21 protein-coding genes and 1 tRNA gene are annotated in these 15,921 nt (G+C 39.1%); 10 read left to right on the top strand and 12 right to left on the bottom strand.

Annotated features, from left to right (window positions below):
• Window positions 1-232: 232 nt before the first annotated feature.
• A complete protein-coding gene (gene katG, locus G529_RS0101770) occupies window positions 233-2,485 on the bottom strand; it encodes a catalase/peroxidase HPI (protein ID WP_026913891.1) in 2,253 nt (750 codons plus the stop codon).
• 438 nt (window positions 2,486-2,923) lie between these two features.
• Between katG and G529_RS0101765 the strand changes: the two genes are divergently transcribed.
• Window positions 2,924-3,364, top strand: coding sequence for a hypothetical protein (locus G529_RS0101765; RefSeq protein ID WP_026913890.1), 441 nt, complete (start codon window positions 2,924-2,926; stop codon window positions 3,362-3,364).
• Between the two features lie 262 nt (window positions 3,365-3,626).
• Window positions 3,627-4,049: an SRPBCC domain-containing protein gene (locus G529_RS0101755; protein WP_026913889.1), complete on the top strand. Its 423-nt coding sequence runs from the start codon at window positions 3,627-3,629 to the stop codon at window positions 4,047-4,049.
• A gap of 50 nt (window positions 4,050-4,099) precedes the next feature.
• On the opposite strand, the gene G529_RS0101750 is transcribed toward G529_RS0101755, so the two are convergent.
• Complete coding sequence (locus G529_RS0101750; protein WP_035695390.1) at window positions 4,100-4,768, bottom strand: FAD-binding oxidoreductase; 669 nt, start codon at window positions 4,766-4,768, stop codon at window positions 4,100-4,102.
• Between the two features lie 111 nt (window positions 4,769-4,879).
• Window positions 4,880-5,887: an LLM class flavin-dependent oxidoreductase gene (locus G529_RS0101745; protein ID WP_026913887.1), complete on the bottom strand. Its 1,008-nt coding sequence runs from the start codon at window positions 5,885-5,887 to the stop codon at window positions 4,880-4,882.
• A 740-nt stretch (window positions 5,888-6,627) separates the two neighbouring features.
• Between G529_RS0101745 and G529_RS0101735 the strand changes: the two genes are divergently transcribed.
• The 3 genes from G529_RS0101735 to G529_RS0101725 are packed head-to-tail and all read left to right on the top strand — an operon-like array spanning window position 6,628 to window position 7,433.
• Complete coding sequence (locus G529_RS0101735) at window positions 6,628-6,846, top strand: hypothetical protein (RefSeq protein WP_026913885.1); 219 nt, start codon at window positions 6,628-6,630, stop codon at window positions 6,844-6,846.
• Window positions 6,847-6,861: 15 nt separating this feature from the next.
• Window positions 6,862-7,167: a hypothetical protein gene (locus tag G529_RS0101730; RefSeq protein ID WP_026913884.1), complete on the top strand. Its 306-nt coding sequence runs from the start codon at window positions 6,862-6,864 to the stop codon at window positions 7,165-7,167.
• 50 nt (window positions 7,168-7,217) lie between these two features.
• Complete coding sequence (locus tag G529_RS0101725) at window positions 7,218-7,433, top strand: hypothetical protein (protein WP_026913883.1); 216 nt, start codon at window positions 7,218-7,220, stop codon at window positions 7,431-7,433.
• Between the two features lie 107 nt (window positions 7,434-7,540).
• On the opposite strand, the gene G529_RS0101720 is transcribed toward G529_RS0101725, so the two are convergent.
• From G529_RS0101720 to G529_RS0101700, 5 genes are all read right to left on the bottom strand, one after another.
• The gene (locus G529_RS0101720) at window positions 7,541-8,212 is read right to left on the bottom strand and encodes a hypothetical protein (protein ID WP_026913882.1); all 672 of its coding nucleotides are present in this window, start codon (window positions 8,210-8,212) and stop codon (window positions 7,541-7,543) included.
• A 214-nt stretch (window positions 8,213-8,426) separates the two neighbouring features.
• Window positions 8,427-8,672: a hypothetical protein gene (locus G529_RS0101715; RefSeq protein WP_026913881.1), complete on the bottom strand. Its 246-nt coding sequence runs from the start codon at window positions 8,670-8,672 to the stop codon at window positions 8,427-8,429.
• A 42-nt stretch (window positions 8,673-8,714) separates the two neighbouring features.
• Window positions 8,715-9,149 carry a hypothetical protein gene (locus tag G529_RS0101710; RefSeq protein WP_026913880.1) on the bottom strand — a complete coding sequence of 145 codons (435 nt, stop codon included), beginning with the start codon at window positions 9,147-9,149 and terminating at the stop codon, window positions 8,715-8,717.
• Between the two features lie 100 nt (window positions 9,150-9,249).
• Window positions 9,250-9,654, bottom strand: coding sequence for a hypothetical protein (locus G529_RS0101705; RefSeq protein WP_026913879.1), 405 nt, complete (start codon window positions 9,652-9,654; stop codon window positions 9,250-9,252).
• A 62-nt stretch (window positions 9,655-9,716) separates the two neighbouring features.
• Window positions 9,717-9,798, bottom strand: a tRNA-Leu gene (locus G529_RS0101700).
• A gap of 222 nt (window positions 9,799-10,020) precedes the next feature.
• On the opposite strand from G529_RS0101700, the gene G529_RS0101695 reads away from it, so the two are divergent.
• On the top strand, window positions 10,021-10,254 hold the full coding sequence (locus G529_RS0101695) for a hypothetical protein (protein WP_026913878.1): 234 nt from the start codon (window positions 10,021-10,023) through the stop codon (window positions 10,252-10,254).
• Window positions 10,255-10,333: 79 nt separating this feature from the next.
• Here G529_RS0101695 and G529_RS0101690 read toward each other — a convergent pair whose 3' ends face one another.
• Window positions 10,334-11,140, bottom strand: coding sequence for a LuxR C-terminal-related transcriptional regulator (locus G529_RS0101690; RefSeq protein ID WP_026913877.1), 807 nt, complete (start codon window positions 11,138-11,140; stop codon window positions 10,334-10,336).
• Between the two features lie 369 nt (window positions 11,141-11,509).
• Between G529_RS0101690 and G529_RS0101685 the strand changes: the two genes are divergently transcribed.
• The 4 genes from G529_RS0101685 (at window position 11,510) to G529_RS0101670 (ending at window position 14,526) form a co-directional block, all read left to right on the top strand.
• Window positions 11,510-12,097, top strand: a complete 588-nt coding sequence (locus G529_RS0101685; RefSeq protein ID WP_026913876.1) for a HupE/UreJ family protein — start codon at window positions 11,510-11,512, stop codon at window positions 12,095-12,097.
• Between the two features lie 87 nt (window positions 12,098-12,184).
• Complete coding sequence (locus G529_RS0101680; RefSeq protein WP_026913875.1) at window positions 12,185-12,619, top strand: deoxycytidylate deaminase; 435 nt, start codon at window positions 12,185-12,187, stop codon at window positions 12,617-12,619.
• A complete protein-coding gene (locus G529_RS0101675; RefSeq protein WP_026913874.1) occupies window positions 12,616-14,208 on the top strand; it encodes a S41 family peptidase in 1,593 nt (530 codons plus the stop codon). The genes G529_RS0101680 and G529_RS0101675 overlap by 4 nt, the downstream gene beginning before the upstream one ends.
• A 15-nt stretch (window positions 14,209-14,223) precedes the next feature.
• Entirely contained in the window at window positions 14,224-14,526 is a 303-nt protein-coding gene (locus G529_RS0101670; protein WP_026913873.1) for a hypothetical protein, read from the top strand.
• Here G529_RS0101670 and G529_RS0101665 read toward each other — a convergent pair.
• Genes G529_RS0101665 through G529_RS0101655 form a run of 3 tightly spaced genes read right to left on the bottom strand, consistent with a single transcriptional unit; the run spans window position 14,518 to window position 15,900 of the window.
• Window positions 14,518-15,135 carry an FAD-dependent oxidoreductase gene (locus tag G529_RS0101665; RefSeq protein ID WP_026913872.1) on the bottom strand — a complete coding sequence of 206 codons (618 nt, stop codon included), beginning with the start codon at window positions 15,133-15,135 and terminating at the stop codon, window positions 14,518-14,520. The two genes, G529_RS0101670 and G529_RS0101665, sit on opposite strands and share 9 nt — an antisense overlap.
• A complete protein-coding gene (locus G529_RS0101660) occupies window positions 15,128-15,322 on the bottom strand; it encodes a hypothetical protein (protein ID WP_026913871.1) in 195 nt (64 codons plus the stop codon). The genes G529_RS0101665 and G529_RS0101660 overlap by 8 nt, the downstream gene beginning before the upstream one ends.
• On the bottom strand, window positions 15,322-15,900 hold the full coding sequence (locus G529_RS0101655) for a MarC family protein (protein WP_026913870.1): 579 nt from the start codon (window positions 15,898-15,900) through the stop codon (window positions 15,322-15,324). The genes G529_RS0101660 and G529_RS0101655 overlap by 1 nt, the downstream gene beginning before the upstream one ends.
• Window positions 15,901-15,921: the final 21 nt, after the last annotated feature.

Raw genomic sequence — 15,921 nt, 5'->3', positions numbered from 1 at the left:
TAAGCATGCCCTTCATTCAGGAAAACCACCAAAGCTTTATTGATTGAAAAGTTTTACAATCGGTACGATCTTGCTGGCGGCCGTATAGTTCTTAAAATGGTTAGTTTATAATCCTCATTGCAGGGTATTTTTTTGACGGCTCGGCTTTATAAATCTGCAGAAAATCTAATTAACTGAAAGAAATAAAAAAGGGTGGCAAATTGCCACCCTTGTCAAATTGTTCAGATAGATTTTAAGCCTTTAAATCATAACGATCCAGGTTCATCACCTTATTCCAGGCCTTCACGAAATCTTTGACGAATTTCGCCTCTACATCATCTGTTGCATACACCTCAGCCAGTGCTCTTAGTTCTGAATTGGAACCAAAAATAAGGTCTACCCTGCTTCCGGTATATTTCACCTCGCCAGTTTTTCTATCTCTGCCTTCAAAGAATTGATCATCTTCTGAAGTTGCTTTCCAGGTCACTCCAAAATCAAGAATATTCTTAAAGAAATCATTGGTTAGCTGGCCTGGTCGGTCTGTGAATACTCCGTGTTTCGAACCATCATAGTTAGCACCAATGGATCTCATTCCTCCAACCAGAACCGTCATTTCCGGAGCAGTTAGAGTTAGCAGTTGTGCTCTGTCGATCAATAATGCTTCAGCTGAAGCTGAAATATTATCCCTGTTACCGAAGTAATTTCTAAATCCGTCTGCATTAGGCTCCAGTGGTTCGAAAGCCTCTACATCAGTTTTTTCCTGACTTGCATCTGCACGTCCCGGTGTAAATGGCACTTCAACTTCGTGACCTGCGTCTTTTGCTGCTTTCTCCACGGCTGCACAACCGGCAAGCACGATAAGATCTGCTATAGATACTTTTTTAGAATCCTGTGAATCATTGAAATCTGACTGAATTGCTTCCAGCGTCTGGATCACTTTTCCTAGTTGTGGCGGATTGTTTACTTCCCATCCTTTTTGCGGCGCCAAACGTACACGTGCACCATTGGCCCCACCACGTTTATCAGAACCTCTGAATGTGGAAGCCGAAGCCCATGCAGCAGAAACAAGCGCTGCTGTGGAAAGTCCACTATCAAGAATTTTTGATTTCAGTTTTTTTATATCCTCATCATTGATGATCTCGTGCTCTACTTTAGGAATAGGGTCCTGCCATAGCAGTTCTTCCTGAGGCACTTCCGGGCCTAAATATCTCTCGATAGGTCCCATATCACGGTGGGTTAGTTTAAACCATGCACGCGAGTAAGCATCAGCGAATTCTTCAGGATTTTCAAGGAAATGCCTGGAGATCTTTTCATATTCAGGATCCATCTTTAAAGAAAGATCTGTGGTTAGCATAAATGGTGCATGTTTCTTATCAGGATCGTGCGCATCTGGTACAGTTCCCGCTCCGGCATTGTCTTTTGGCTGCCACTGGTATGCTCCACCCGGGCCTTTGATACATTCCCAATCGTACTTAAATAAGTTTTCGAAATAGGTATTACTCCACTTTGTTGGAGTATCTGTCCAGGCTCCTTCGATACCACTGGTAATCGTATCGGCTCCTTTTCCAGTTCCATAAGTATTGTGCCATCCTGTACTTTGCATTTCGATTCCGGCAGCAGCTGGTTCAGCTTCTACATATTTTTCAGGATCTGCAGCACCGTGAGTTTTTCCGAAGGTATGACCACCTGCGATCAATGCAACGGTTTCATAATCGTTCATCGCCATTCTTCCGAAGGTATCCCGGATATAAGAGGCCGATTCTACCGGATCTGGATTCCCGTTGTGTCCTTCAGGGTTTACATAGATCAATCCCATATGGGCCGCTCCAAGCGGACTCTCAAGTTCGCCATCAGCATATCTTTCTTCATTGTCAAGCCATTCACTCTCTGATCCCCAGTATACATCGTTCTCTGGCTCCCATACATCTTCACGACCTCCGGCAAATCCAAACATTGGCAAGCCCATGGATTCATGAGCACAGTTCCCGGCAAGAACCAGTAAATCTGCCCAGGAAATTTTTCTACCATATTTCTTTTTGATGGGCCATAACAGCAACCTGGCTTTATCCAGGTTCGCATTGTCGGGCCAGCTATTTAGCGGTGCAAATCTTTGCTGACCTGATCCAGCACCTCCACGGCCATCTCCAATCCTGTAGGTACCGGCACTATGCCAAGCCATACGAATAAAGAAAGGTCCGTAATGCCCGTAATCTGCAGGCCACCAGTCCTGGGAGTCGGTCATTAGATCATACAGATCCTGCTTTACAGCAGCCAGATCAAGGCTTTTGAATTCTTCAGCATAGTTGAAATCATCATCCATAGGATTTGTTAAGGATGAATGCTGTTTTAATATGTCAAGATTGAGTTGATTTGGCCACCAATCCCTGTTAGATGTCCCGTTACCGGCAGAATTTTTTAAGGCTCCACCCATAAACGGACATTTACTGGACTCATTGACTTCCCAAACCTTGTGATTATCGTCGCTACCAGAATGATTTTTTCCCATTATGCTAAGTTTTAGATTATTTATTGATTTAGACTTCGAAATTACAAAAAGTGATTCGATAATTTTTATCTATTGTTTTTATATAATGATAGATATAATAAATCGACGCATTAGATTAGCTGTAATTTATATAATTAAAGTTTTCACACCTAACCGTTGAAATTTTATTATTTAATATTAATTTTAAGCTTTAATTTAATAAAAAAACTGAACATCTAGAGGCCCTACCCTTGCACTATATCATCTCTAACAATGATGAAGCTGCTAAAATCTATTGACTGGTTAATGATCTTGTTTTTGTTCGTACTTGTAATCATTGTTACAGTCATTATTTCTGAATGGAATACTATGATAGAATTTTTCTTTAGCATATCTTAAAATGATAGATTGCTTTTCCTGAAATTCGATGTTTGAATTACAAAACCTTGCTAAACCTTTATGACAAACAGGTCTGAAAACCCCAACCCAGATACAGATCACAGCCACGATGAATTTGAAGACAATGAAATAACCGCGCTTATCCCTGCCTTATATTCCAAAAGGGTAATTTTTACTTTTTGTCTGCTTTTCTCCACACTTTTTGGAGCGGTCATATTTATGAGTAATCTCAAAAACCTTAAAGAAAACAAGGGAAGATGGCAAGTATTGTTGTTTGCACTCATATACACCATGGGTCATGCCTATACAGTTTTAAACTTTTCGATGACCTATGTTGGCCTGATCCTGAATTTAGCCGGCGCATTGATCCTTACTGAGTATTTCTGGAATAGATATATAGGTATGAATAGAGAATTTATCAGGAAAAGCTGGACGAAACCAGCCATTGTCTCTGCCCTTATTACAGTTCCTCTAATCGTCGCGGCTGTACTTACTACTTAGTAATTGACTGAGTAGGAAAACCACATTATATGTATTTTGATTGTTAGTTCTGGATCAGAATCATTCAGTTTGTATTATATCCAGTTTTGAAAAAAGGGATTTTATGAGAGGTTCTGTGGAAATGATGCTTCTCATTTGCATCTATTATTTGCTCGTTTTTCAAACAGGTCTAAAAATAAAAATGTTAAACAAAACCGATAAGTCTGCTAAATGATCTGACTGCCCCGTGGATTTTTGATATATTTAAATAAAAAGATTAATTATGGCTTCAGAAGGAAAGATCGAAATCGAGACTAAGATCAATGCAAATATAGACCAGGTCTGGGAATACTGGACGCAACCTAAGCATATCACTCAGTGGAACAAAGCCAGTGAAGACTGGTTATGCCCGAATGCTGAAAATGACCTGAAAGAAGGCGGAAAGTTTAAATATAGAATGGAATCTGAAGATGGAAAAGTAGGTTTTGATTTCGCCGGAACCTATAAAGAGGTTAAAGAAAAAGAAAAACTTACATATGAACTTGAAGATGGTCGAAGTGCTGAAGTAACCTTTTCAGAAAATGATGGGACGGTCATGATCAAAGAAACTCTGGATACAGAAAATGAAAATCCGGTAGATCAACAGGAACAGGGCTGGAAATCTATCTTGGAAAGTTTTAAGTCTTATACCGAAAAGCAATCATAGAGATAAAGGCCGGAAAATTTTCCGGCCTTTATATTTTCTTATAATGAACACTATTGATCATCCAGCTGAACAGCATCGGTATCTGCTCCCATATTTTTCAAAGTTTTATTGATCTCCTCTGTCATTTCAGGAGGGCCACAAACATAAAACTGCTTACTAAGATCTGAGATGTTGGTCTTTAAAAATTCTTCATTTAAATAAGCATTCGTGTGCCTGGTATCTTCCTGATCTGTGATGACGTAGGTAGCATTCTTTCCCAACATGCTATCCAGTTCCTCCTTTAGAATGATATCCTTATCGGTTTTGTTACTGAAAAACAAATGCATGCCTTCCAGTTGATCTTTTCTCTTCAGGTCGCGCAGCATGGAAATATAAGGGGTGATCCCGGCTCCTCCGGCAATGATATATCCAGGACCTTTGTATTCGATGGCACCCCAGGTATCTCTTACAATCAATTCATCGCCTTCCTTTAGTTTGGCCAACTGCTCGGTGACACCATCATGACCTGGATAGATTTTAATAGTAAATTCCAGATGATCGTCTTCATTCAAGCTCGTGAAAGTAAAAGGTCTTTTCTCGTTTTTCCAGTCTGTTTGATTAATCGAAATTTCTGTGGCATGTCCCGGTGTAAACTCATAGCCTTCTGGCTTTTCTGTGATAAATCTTTTTACATCATGGGTCACCTGTTCTATTGATTTAATCTTCACTATCTTCTCCATAATCTTTTTATTTTCAAGATAATGGATATGAATGCATAAATCAAATACGACAAGTGTTGCCGACAGTAATTTAACCTTACTTAACGACTGCGCTTCTGCATTTAAGGAAGTTTAGGAATTGATCTCCTGCATCACTTCTGAAAAAATGCGGTAAGACTTAAGCCTGTCTTCCTGGTGATAGATATGAGATGCAACGATCACTTCATCTACCCCGGTATCCTTCAGAAATTCTTCCGTTTTCTGTTTGATATGCTGCCTGTCTCCAACAAATGAATATTTTAGCATGCGCTGTAATGCAGGATTATCGCGAACCTCACGCAGTTCAGCATCCATTTCGACGGGTTTTTGCAAATAATCCAGGTTACCCGTGAGAACACCAACCATCATTCTAAGCGAACTGGTAGAAAGCTTTTCGGCTTCTTCGTTGGTGCCGGCAGCAGTTACGTTAATCCCGGCAATCGTATAAGGCTCTTCGAGATATGCCGAAGGTTGGAATTCTCTATAATAAATTTCCATGGCCTCAAATAATTGTCCTGGAGCGAAATGACTTGCAAATACATACGGAAGTCCTTTTTCTGCTGCCACATGCGCACTATCTATACTTGAACCCAAAACATACATGGGCACATTCACACCTTCAGCAACTGTGGCGCGAACTTTTGTAGTCTTCAGGCTATTATTAAAATATCGCTGAATTTCATCGATCTCATGAGGGAATTTAAAAACAGAATTCATGCGATCACTTCGAATGGCATGCGCGGTAACCTGATCTGTCCCCGGAGCTCTGCCAAGTCCCATATCGATCCTGTCTGGATACAAGGAACCTAAAGTTCCAAATTGTTCGGCAACGATTAATGGAGAATGATTAGGCAGCATGATACCACCACTTCCAATACGAATACGATCGGTTTTAGCCGCAACATGACTCATTAATACGGTAGTTGCAGAACTGGCGATACTTACCATATTGTGATGTTCTGCAAGCCAGAGTCTTTTGTAACCCATTTCCTCTCCCTGCTGCGCAAGTTCTACTGTATTTTTAAATACCTGGGAATGTGATATATCCTGGCCCACCACAGCAAGATCCAGAATAGAGTAATGTATATGTTTGGTCATAATCTTAAATTTTGAAGCCTGTATTTCTACAGGCCGGGATTTGGTCTCGTATTTATCAAAAAACTTACATTGATCTGTGATGACCTGGAATACCGGACAATTCTGAAAGATGGTCAAATATTCATTTGCCACCATTATATCCCGAACAATAGCGTAAATGCGAAGCTCTTACTGAAAACCTAAAGGAAAATGTAAACCTAGAGTTTGACCTAAAGAAAAACCCCTACAGATTTCTGCAAGGGTTTTAAGTACTCGAGTTGGGAATCGAACCCACACTCCCGAAAGAACTGGATTTTGAATTAACCCCCTACATTAATTTAAAAGATAACATACAGTTTTTCGACTAATTAAGAATTTAGATTCTATTTTCATTTCTTACAAATTGGTTCGGCTATTAGCCTCCATTAATTGAATTTTTTACCTGATTGTAACTTATGCTATCTACTTACGAGCCCTTTATATTGAGATCAACAATTAAATTCTGGGCTATTAGTTCGACCAATTTTGTATTAACTGCATTTCCAAGAGTTCCGAATGTCGTTCCCACATTTTCAGGTAAATTTTTATTATCGAAAGATTGAATTTTTTGACCTTCTTTAACTGAAATACACCCTTGTTCCCATCCAATAATAGGCACTTGAGTACTTGTGGTTACTAAATAGGAACAAATAAGTTCAAAAAAAAAGGAACTAAATAGTCCGGTTGAAGCCGTTGCAACGGTTGAAAATTCCGAGCCTAACGTTATGACTAAAACTAAGCTTCGGGAGTTTGGAAAATCGGAAGATGATCAAAATGGAGTAACCAATGGAGTTATTCCGTTGCCAGTTCAGCACAATAATGTAACGAAAAGAATCAATAAGCTAAGAAACGTGGCAGATCGCAGTGAGCAAATAATTCCGGTGTTCTTTGATGTGCCCGGTGAACCTGGGAAATTTCTTCAGGGAGTAGAGCGAAAGGAATAAGAAAGTGTTGTTATTATGAAGTTCGTCCAGCAGGGAGCCGGGAAAACTACCACGCTTTATAAAATCATGGATGCCTTTTCCGCTGAGCAGAACAAGGGTATTTTCTTTTCCCTGGAAGAACACTACACCAGCGCACTTGTCCAGGAAAAAAGGAATAAATATTTAAGTCCGCAAAATAAGGTCTACAGAGATATCATTTCAGACTTAGACAGCAAGCAGGAGTTTTACGAGCTGGTAGAAAATTATGATGTTATATATATAGATAGCTGGCAGAAACTTCTAACGATAGAGGTCAGAACTTTAGGCTGTACGCAGATCTAAGGAAGCGATTTGACGGTAAGGTATTGTGATCATATTTCAACAAACGGTAGATGGAAAAACCAAAGGCGGCTCCCAAATTATTTTTGACGGTAGATATTATTTTGAAAATGATTAAGGAGCCTAAATTTGCTGATAATAACGTCTATTGGAATAAAAACCAATATACTCAGGTTCCTTTGGAAACATTGCGCTTTAATATTGCTGGTGGCTACGTTTATAATCCTGAAGGAGAACCGGAGCCGGAGGAATTTGAATTAAAAACATAAATACCAGCCATCATTTTACAGATATCGGTGGATTTTCAGCGACTCCTATAATATGATAAAGGCTTTCCACTTGGAAAGCCTTTTATATTTTTAGAATCAAAAATTATTTATGGTTTGTTACAACAAGCATATGATGCACCTGAACAGGTAACCCAACATTCACCTTCAATGCCACAACTAGATGCAAATTCGCCTCCGGCATAACAATCAGGATCATTTGTGGGATCATTATCAGTCCATAAATATGCAGATTTGCATCCACATGGTTTATCCTCCATTTTCTTTAAAGCTTCCTCTAAGGATAACTTTGCAAACTTTGAAGAATTAATATATTTTGAAATACCCATTACGGTGAAATGCTTGGAATTTTCGAAGCCATCAAAGTCTGTGTTTTCATCAGTTGAAATATATAAACTCTTATCATCACCTTTAATAATAACGACATTATACAAATGAGCTATTTCGTAAGTCCCTGATTTTAAATCTAATTTTGACAAATTTGAAGACTTTTCAAATTGTAATGCTAAATTATTTGAATAGTTGCCTTTATCCCCATATAAAAGGTATATCTGGTCACCGTTCGCTTTAATATCAATATTACCTTTATAGTAGGTTGCATCAATAGGATGTTCAGTATGATCACGATTAAATTCACCTACTAAGGTTACAAGATCAACATTTTTGTTTTCTTCTAACGCTGGATTTTGCTTTTCAGAACCCGTAGAACAGGAAGAAAAAATAAAAAGACATAAAAAAAATATGCTGTAAAATACTTTCATTTTCACTTTTACAAATTTAGAATTAATAAAATATCAACGAAAGTAGGGTGACGCTGAATTGCATTCTTAAACTAATGAATAACAATCTGTTCGAGGTAATATTAAGAAGGGTTTAACAATGAAAAATATTATCTGGTTGTTCGTTAAATTTCAGTTGTATAAATATATCCGTAGTCTGATGGTATCATTCCCTTCATATCCCGTAAGTAATTTTTTAACCGGCTACGCTTTTGTGCCTTGTGATCGGCATAAGCTCATGAGTGATTTGAAGTTCATTCATGCCGTCAAAAGTAGGACTGTTGTAAAGGTTAATTACGGCAGAATGACTAATGCTGTATAAACTGGAATCTGCACCAAATTCAAGTTCAGTGATTAGTTTATGAAATCGCTTAGAGAAAAAGTTTACTTTAGAGCTGATTTTCTTAGTTTCCCATACTGCCGGTTTTTCGTATTTAGTCAATAGATGGTAAGAACCTGGCGTGTTTTCTAATCTCCATATTTCTTATAAACGGCCGCATTTATCGATAATTCTTGCGTAAGCAAAATCTTCAGTTTTGGTTTGGACCCCTAAAGTACAATCGTTGGTATTAATATTTTTAACCTGTAGACGAACAATTTCAGTAGGTCTCAAAAGTCCGTAGAATATAAATGCTACCACGTTAATTAAATAAGGATCTTTTTTTCTTATAGCAGGAGTTACTCTTAATAATTCTTCTTTTGTAAAAGGTTTATGCTTGGTCGGTCGACTTTTCAGTTTGGGTATTTTGATGAAAATATTATTCTTTATGACTCGTTTTATTTGCAATACTGAAATAAGTGCGAATATGACTCTTTTATAATTATCAATGGATATATTGGAAAGCGTTTGCTGGTTTTTCTTCGTATATTCAAGCTGCAAGAAGTCCATATATGCGTGGGCATGATCAAGGTAAAGCATTAATTGGAAGACCGGCTATATATTTTTCGGTGGGCCAATCTAGAAAAAAATTATAGCGAACATAATAATCGTTCCAACTTCTTTCTTTTAATTCACGCTTTTAGAGTTCATAGGCATAATGTAAAGCTTCGCGGACTGATCTGGATTTTTTCATCGGCTTTATCTTTACCACATCTCGCACGTTCGGCGGTATCCATTCAGAACCTAAAGACAATGAAACAGCTTCTTTAACCGCGTTTCCGACATCTTTTCGCTCTCTAACTATTTTGAGTCTATTTATACCTTCGGAAAACTTTACATTGATATCATATTTATCCGTGTTAGGGTTTAGCCATAAAAACCATACACACCATCGCTTTCCCGGCTTAATACTCGGTCTTTTTTTACCGATGATTTCCTTAGGAACATAAAGTTTAGGATCTGTATACTTTCTTTTTTCCAGGACAATCTTAATTTCAATTGGCTCGTTTAATGGCTCGTTTTGAATTTTGTAGTGCTTTTTCATGGATTTATAAAAGCAGCTAATAACAGAAAAACCCCTGTAATTACAGGGGTTTTCAATTTCAGTACTCGAGGTGGGAATCGAACCCACACTCCCGAAAGAACTGGATTTTGAATCCAGCGCGTCTACCAATTCCGCCACTCGAGCTTGTGGACGGCAAAAATATAAAAAAAATGTAACCACAACTTATAAATTGCAGAAAATATAATGAAACTCACTTGCTTACTCGACACGAAATATCATTATGGAGGATCACCTTGCAACCACCTGTTTATAAGTGGTTTAAAAATTATATAAAATTTTAAACCCGATGTAAAAGCAATCGAATTTTGATATACATTCGCCCGATTTTAAATTATATCATATAAAATGAAAAAACAATTTTTTGGTGCTTTAGCACTTGCTCTTATGGCGGTAACCATCTCTTGTACAGACAAGAAAGAAGATTCTACTGAAACTCCTATTTCTCCGGTAGCAACTCCGGTAGATGCTGAAGCTTCTCTAGAAAAGGATTCTGAGACAACATCTGAAATGATGAGCTCTGAAACCGCGATGGATACTACTGTAGCTCCTGAAGCAACTTCTGAAGTTCCACAAATCTAAGAATATTACTTCCTAAGATTAGAGCCCTGTTTACAGGGCTTTTTTGTTTCTATAAACAGAGTTTTGACTAGTAACCCCATCAAACCGGGGAAATAATTCCGTTGGTAAGACATTTCGCAACAAGCTCAGTAGTGTTGGTACAATCACCTTTTTTCAATAAATTTCTGCGATGGGTCTTGACCGTATGAGGGGAAACACACAGTCGATTGGCAATTTGATCTGCATTTAAACCCTTTGCAAAATATCCTACGATCTCTTTTTCCCGATTGGTAAACAGCTCAGTTAGGTTTTTCGATTTACTTTCGTGAAGATGAGCATCAAAATAGCCGCATTGCACGTCTACGTTCAGGTAATTTCTGCCACCTTCCAGATGTAGAAATGAGACATCTGTGGTGCTCGTCACTTTGAGATGGGAAACATCTGTTTGTATGCACAAAACATGTTCGGGAGTACCAGATTCATGAACGCTCAATGGAATAGCCTGGTACAACATGCTGATAACCTGACCATCTTTGTCTGTCATGCGGTACGTAAACATATTTTTATATTGTAAAACTTCAGCCTTGCTTAAATATCTGGTGTAGAAATCACTAACCACTTTACCTTTCAGCTGAATATGAACCAATTCTTCAGGCAGAACAGTCTTCAGAAGATCTTCGAGCCTGATCTCGCTCACTTTTTTATTTACAAATTGCGCTACAGAATCTGATATAAACTCAAGCTTAAAGTTGTGGAGATTAACTATATACAGGTAAGATCTTCCAGGTGAGAATATGGAAGCAAAACGTTTGAATTCTGCAGAAAGTTCGAAAGGCCTGTATTCATCAATGGATTTCGAGTAGACCTCTCTCCAGTAATCTGAAATTTCCTGAAGATTGCTTTGCATCTGTTTACATTCGAGCACTCAAATATAATCAAATCATTGCCGGTTATTTACCAAACCTGAAAAAGGAAAAGCCTTCGATAAAAACCGAAGGCTATGATACCATTTAACAATTTGCTGCAGAAGCTCGTAATAAACCATTCTGGATTCCCCCTAAGAAATACAGTTTTGCATTTTGACCCTACTCAAAATGCATTTTTGGCTTCAATAACACACAAATTGTTTCACTGCACTAAAATACTCGTGATTGGTCTTCATTAAAATACCACTAAAAGGGTATTTTTTCAGGCTTAAGCCTCAGGCCAAAAGCAAGCTGAGACCTTGGCAATTTTATGAATAAGTCGTACTTTCGAGGCCCTATAACAGCGTATTATGTCACAATTTTGGGTTTATTTCGAGCTTGGTTTGGATCACGTTTTAGACTGGCAGGCTTATGACCATGTTCTTTTTCTGGTTGTTTTGGTAGCTTCTTATGGTTTTACGACCTGGAAAAGAGTCCTTGGCCTGGTAACCTTATTTACAGTTGGACATACTCTCGCGTTATTTCTTTCGGTTTACAAAATTCTTAAAGTAGACCCTAATTATGTAGAGTTTTTAATTCCGGTTACGATCCTCGCCACAGCGATTTTCGATATCGCTACCGCCGGTAAAAAGGTGCGTCACACCAATTATAATCTTCTATATTTCACTACAGCTTTTTTCGGACTCGTTCATGGACTGGGCTTTTCTTCCTATTTTAAAATGATCGCTTCTGGGACCAGCAGTAAGTTCTGGCCGCTGGTAGAGTTCGCTCTTGGGATCGAAGCTGCACAAATACTGGTTGTGCTGGCAGTAATGATCATTGGATTTGTTTGTCAGAATCTACTAAAAGTCTCTAAAAGGGACTGGATCATCGTTACCGCCTCTATCGTAATTGGCGTCATTCTACCAATCCTGCAGGAAACCTATCTGGCATTGTAGATTTAAGCTTACGAATCACAAATTTTCGCAATAATCTTTTAATTTGCAGGTAATTAATAATACAGTGCAAAGAGCTATTGAATTCCTATGAATCAGCAAAAACAACTCAAATTTGATCGCGCTTATCTTCGTATCGCCCGGGAATGGAGTAAACTATCACATTGTAATAGAAAACAGGTTGGCGCGTTAATAGTAAAGGATAGAATGATCATCTCAGATGGTTACAATGGTACCCCAAGTGGATTTGAGAACTTCTGTGAAGATGAGGAAGGATACACCAAATGGTATGTACTGCACGCTGAGGCCAATGCGATCCTGAAGGTAGCTGGCTCTACACAAAGTTGTAAAGATGCTACTTTGTATATCACAATGTCACCTTGCAAAGATTGCAGTAAGCTCATTCATCAATCCGGGATCAAACGCCTGGTGTATCAAATTGACTATAAAGACAACGCCGGGCTGGACTTTCTTCGAAAAGCTGGCGTGGAACTGGAACAGATTACTGAACTGGAGGAACATTGAAAAAAAGAAATAAAATATATACCCCTTTACTGTTAAGTATCGCATGTGCCGCGGGATTGATCCTGGGTGCAAGACTTAATTTTGATCCAGGTGATGAATTGTTCTCTGCCAACCCGAAAAAGCAGAAACTAAACAGGCTCATCGATTATATAGATTATGAATATGTAGACGATGTAAATACCGATAGTATTGTAGATGTGACCGTCAATAAGATTCTGGAAAACCTGGATCCGCATTCTGTCTATATTCCAAAGGATGAATACGCCAGGGTAAGCGAGAATATGAAGGGTGATTTTGTAGGAATTGGCGTAAGCTTTTACCAGGTAAATGATACCATCGTTGTGATACAGGCTCTTGAAGGTGGACCCAGCGCAAAAATCGGGATTCGCGGTGGCGACAGGATTCTTTACGCGAATGGTAAACCCCTATTTAAAAATGATGTCACAGAGGATTCGGTTATCGCACAATTAAAGGGCAAGGAAAACACAAAGGTCGCCTTAAAAGTTCTACGGAAGGGAAACGACGAATTACTCACTTTTAACGTTAGAAGAGGTGTAGTACCCATTAAAAGCGTAGATGCCAGCTATATGCTTACCAAGGACCTCGGCTATATCAAAATCGATCGTTTTTCTGAAACTACCTATGAAGAATTTAGCGAGGCTATCCAGGAACTGAAAGCCAATGGCGCCAGGCAAATTGCCCTCGATCTAAGAGATAATCCCGGGGGTTATTTATCTGAAGCGATCAACATTGCCGACGAATTTATCAAGGACGACAAACTCATTCTATTCACAAAAAACAAAAGCGGATCTATTGAAGAAACCTTTGCACAGAGGGAAGGTTCCTTTGAGAACGGGAAAGTCTTTGTCCTTATCAACGAAAACTCTGCTTCTGCCAGCGAAGTAGTTGCCGGAGCTCTTCAGGATAACGATGTGGGAACCATTGTTGGTCGACGCTCTTATGGGAAAGGACTGGTTCAACGTGAAATGGAACTGGGAGATGGCAGTGCGGTACGACTTACCATTGCCAGGTACTACACCCCTACGGGTCGATCTATCCAGAAACCTTACGATAACGGGAACGAATCTTACTTCAATGATTACATGGAGCGCTATGAAAATGGAGAATTAAGCAGCCGGGATTCGATCGTTACTAATGATAGCTTGCGGTACGTAACTCCAGGCGGAAAAGTTGTTTATGGTGGTGGCGGGATCATTCCAGATATTTTTGTTCCAAAAGACACGAACCTGGAAAAGGAAAAACTTACTCTACTACTAAGAGGCGGCTACATGAGCCGATTCGTCTTCGATCTGCTGGAAAAGGATCGCACATTTTATAACAGTATCACCACAAAAAATTTCCGTGAAAAGATTGAAATTTCAGACAGGATCATTTACGATTTTAATCGCTATCTCAAGTATCAGAACATTGGCCTGGGAAATATAAGTGAAAAACGAAAGCCCATCTTAAAAAAATATCTCAAAGCTGAAATTGCTCAGCAATTGTTTGGAAGCAATGTATTTGAACGGTATTTAAATGAAGATGATCGATTAATCGAGAAAGTGATCCAGTTGTCGATGGAAAAATAATAATTTAGGTCGTTCATGAACGAATTTCTGGAATACCTTTCAGCGATCTGGCCGCTTACTCCATTACTGCTATTTATACTGGCGGTAAGTTTCCGTCTTTTGGATAACAGCACTTCGCTATTTTTACAGAAGGATATCATCGTAAATCACTCCAACGTTTCCAGAAACTTAATGCGGGATGCCATGAAACACAACGAGGATGAGCACTTTAAGCGGAAGCTCAAAACCGCCCTTGTTTTTAGAAATCTGCACCAGGTATTGATGATCCTCGCTGCAATCACGCTCCCTATAAGCCTGATGATCTTCTTTCTACGCTAGCTTATCATGGATTTTGCTATGCTCACCGTTATTCCATTCGGTTAGTATATCTGTAGCTACTGCCGCACCACTTCCTGCAGCGATGGAATATTGACTGCGCCAGCCTGCCAGGGTGCCAGCCACATATAATCCTTTAGCTACAAGATGATCCACATTTCTTAGCTGTATGCGTGCTTTCTCAACTTTTGCCTTTTGATGCGGAATGACGTATTCTTCCATTCCCTTAATTCTAATAGGACTCGTGTAACCAGTAGCGATTACAATCCTTTCTGAAGTGTACACATTCTTATTGGTGGTAAGTTGAAAACCTTCAGCTTGGGAGAGGATTTCCTTTGCCTTCTCTTTCTGAATTAGTTCAACATCGGGATAAAGTTCTTCCAGATGCGTGATGCTTTTCTCCAACAACTCTCTGCCATTGGTTCCGGGAGCTATTCCGAAGGCATTATTAAGCAGAGCCGAATTTAAATGGGAGTTCCTGTGATGTAGCAAAATCCCTACTTTTCGGTTTTCCGCATATGGCTTTTTAAGGGCTGAACCCAGAACCAGGGCACAGGAAATTCCCGCTGCGCCGGCTCCAACAATCATTACATCGTATTGAAAGTTACCCATGTTTTTTAGAAATCGTTCTGGAAACCAGAAGGATCGTCATCAAAATAATGACACAAAGACTTGCAAGAATGACGATGAGCGCATTGGCACTATTTCCTTCAAGAAGTGCATTCAGGTCAAGTGAACCTATGCTCACTCCAATAAATACTACGGCCAGGAAAATGATGAAATAAATAAAATACTTCATTAAAATAAATTCTGAATATTTGCGGCGAACAGCTTAACGGCAATCGCAAGCAGGATCACTCCAAAAACTTTTCTAATTACATTAATACCCTGAGACCCAAGAATCTTCTCGATACGTCCGGAAGCTTTAAGGACCAGGTATACAAATATAATATTGAATATGATAGCGACAATGATATTTATGGTTTCATATTCAGCCTGCAGGGAGACCAAAGTGGTCATTGTTCCCGCCCCGGCTACCAGTGGGAACGCCAGTGGCACGATAGAAGCAGATTCGGGAGCATCATCCTTGTAAAGACTAATTCCCAGGATCATCTCCAATGCCAGGAAAAATAGAATAAAAGAACCGGCAACAGCAAATGAATTCACATCGATTCCAATTAAATTCAGGATCTCTTTTCCAAGGAATAGAAAAATGACCATCAAACAACCAGCAACGATGGATGCTTTTTCACTTTGTATATGACCCACCTTTTTTCGAAGATCGATGATAATAGGAATACTTCCTACGATGTCTATGACCGCAAAAAGAATCATCCCGGCGGTGAATATTTGCTTGAAGTCCAATACTTTAAACATAGCCTAAATCTTTAAAAATAA

Source organism: Christiangramia portivictoriae DSM 23547, assembly GCF_000423045.1.
GTDB lineage: Bacteria > Bacteroidota > Bacteroidia > Flavobacteriales > Flavobacteriaceae > Christiangramia > Christiangramia portivictoriae.
Note: the sequence above shows the minus strand (reverse complement) of the source record. Positions and strands in the feature narration are given on the sequence as shown.